This window comes from Rhizobium sp. L9 (genome assembly GCF_002531885.1).
Classification (GTDB): Bacteria; Pseudomonadota; Alphaproteobacteria; order Rhizobiales; family Rhizobiaceae; genus Rhizobium.
Window position 1 is genome coordinate 1 of the sequence record NZ_NWSZ01000071.1, and the last position, 2,661, is coordinate 2,661.

Genomic DNA, 2,661 nt, shown 5'->3' on the forward strand with positions numbered 1-2,661 from the left:
GGGGTCTCCTGGGCAAAGGCCGTCGCGATGAAGGCGGATACGACCCGCCTGCCGCTCTTTCCAGCATGCGCGAGCACCTTCCTCATGAAGTGAACCCGCCACCTTTGCCAAGTGGCATTGAGAACCTTGGTGACGGCGGCCTTGAGACCTTCGTGCGCATCGGAGACAACAAGGTTCACACCACGTAATCCTCGACGTGTCAGCCTGCGCAGGAATTCCGTCCAGATCGGTTCGGCCTCCGAGGTGCCAACTTCCATACCCAGGACCTCGCGCCGACCGTCGCTGTTGACGCCCACCGCGATAATGACGGCGACTGAGACGATGCGGCCGCCACGCCGGACCTTGAGATAGGTCGCGTCCACCCAGACGTACGGCCACTCACCTTCAATCGGCCTGTCGAGGAACGCCTTCACTTTGACGTCGATCTCTTCACATAGGCGGCTCACCTAGCTTTTGGAGATGCCGCTCATACCCATGGCCTTGACCAAGTCGTCGACAGAACGAGTCGAGATTCCCTGGATATACGCTTCCTGGATAACGGCCGTCAGAGCTTTCTCTGCCATCCGACGCGGTTCAAGGAAGCTCGGAAAGTAGCTGCCTTTGCGCAGCTTCGGAATGCGAAGCTCGACGGTGCCAGCCCGCGTCTCCCAATCGCGGTCACGGTAGCCATTGCGTTGAGTGAGCCGCATCGAGTTCTTCACACCGAAGTCTGCACCCGTAGCCGAGCCTACTTCCAGCTCCATCAGCCGCTCGGCGGCAAGGCCGATCATCTCACGCAACAAATCTGCATCGGCACTCTTCTCAACAAGGGAGCGCACGTTCATCATGTCATTGGTCATCGGTGGTCTTTCCGTCAGGTTGGTCTTGAACAACCCGACCCTAGCGGAAAACACTGATGGCCGCCCGCAAAGCCGATCACCCGCTACAGCGCAACGAGAAGCGCGCGGGCACTCGGCTTTACTCCCTACCGTCACCTACGCCACGTACTGGGACACGATCTGGTCGAGTGCAGACGATTGTCGGCAAGCCGTCGCATATAGCGTTCGGCCATGCCTTGAGGGCATGATTGGATCTGGCTTTAGCATGCTGGGCGGCGGCCGGCAGGCATTAGGATCGAGGTTCCAAATTTGATTTCCGGAGGACCGGCATCGATGTACCCAAGACGGAACCAACCGCGCGATGACGATTCTCGCGAATTAAGTGAGTGGATCGAAGGCGTGACCGGAGCTTTCGATACGGACGCCTGGATCCGGGACTACTATTCACAGAGCCGAGACCTGGAACAGGATCCGAGCGACTTGCGCCTCGGTTCGCACGACAGTGACGCCGGCGATCGTGTGCCGCGTCGCAGATCCGTGGGCGGTTCGATGCGAGTGACGCCGCAGTCGCTGGCGCCGGAGAACTCGTTGAGCGGCGCCCGCCACAGCATAGACGTCTCTCGGGCGGGCTCCAGCAGCTTGCGATTCGGCGGCTCGGGGAGCAAGACATCGAGCAATATGGCGGAGGCGGGAGAAGTCGCCGCGGCGCCGCAGGGCAGAAGCCGCGGATTTAAGTCGCGCATGGTGTCAGGGTTCAAGAAGGCGTTCGGATTGAGCAGCGGCAAGACGTCGTCGCGGGGTTCGGGGCAGCAAGACGTCGATGCCGCAACGGAGACTCACGTGGTCTCAACCAAGGTTCGCGTCGATTACGCCAAGCGTGGTCGCCCCGCCGACCGGGACATGCATCCCGATGACGAGTCCCGCATCAACCAGTTCGCGGAAGCAGTCCGAAACTACGAAATTCTACCCGACGGTAGCATCGGCCGAGGGGACGGAAGGGTTCCCGAGCGTACCATCGAGAACAATTTGGGGATTCTTAAGAGGTTCGCTCGTTGGCTCAGAGCAGAGAACAGAGATTCGATGGCTTCTCGGCTTTTAAACGATCCAGATTCACTAGCCGTTGATATCGCGGATTATTTGGCAAGCGGTGGGGATGGTCGGAACCGTCTTCAGTCAGCACTGTCTCATTTCAGGAGGCTCGCGCCTGAGGGGCAAGAACTCCAAGCCGTTGGACCTGGGCCGCGCCTGATGGGGCGCCAGATACATGATCCTTATCCCGACGACGCCCGCGTCATTGATAGCTTGGCCAAGGAAGAGGTCCCGAATTCTCGGAAAAATGCCAGTGGGCAACGAAAGTTTAGCGCTTGGCTCAAAAGGGAGGGCAGGGAGAGCATAGTCAGCCGGCTCACCGGCAGTGATGAGCAGCAACAGTCGTTGAAGGAGGATTTTAGGGCCTTTACCAAGGAAGAAGGAAAAAAAGTGGTCGTGGGTTTCGATCGGCTGCGGCAGTATCTAGGCGCCGAGTCGCAGTTGAAACAGCATGATCCTTATCCCGACGACGCCCTCATGATTGATAGCTTCGCCAACCAAGAGCTGAGCAAGCTCGGATCGGGCTCGACTTCCAAGAGGAATGTTGTCTGGACTATAGCCAGCAATCAACGAAAGTTTAGTAATTGGCTGCAAACCAGGGGTAGGGAGAGCATAGCGAGCCGGCTCAACGGCAGCGAGATGCAGCAAAGGTCCTTGAAAAAAGATTACCAAGACTTCACCGAAGCCATGGGAAAAAACCTCACCATGTCTTTCAAGCGGCTTCGGCAGTACCAGCAAGTCGTTGAGGCGAACG

Annotated in this window: 2 pseudogenes; one reads left to right on the forward strand and one right to left on the reverse strand. The window is 58.5% G+C overall.

Annotated elements, in window-relative coordinates:
- Positions 1-839: pseudogene (locus CO660_RS32160) on the reverse strand (IS256 family transposase); the annotation flags it as partial.
- A gap of 312 nt (positions 840-1,151) precedes the next feature.
- On the opposite strand from CO660_RS32160, the pseudogene CO660_RS32170 reads away from it, so the two are divergent.
- Positions 1,152-2,661 (forward strand): annotated as a pseudogene (locus CO660_RS32170) (hypothetical protein); the annotation flags it as partial.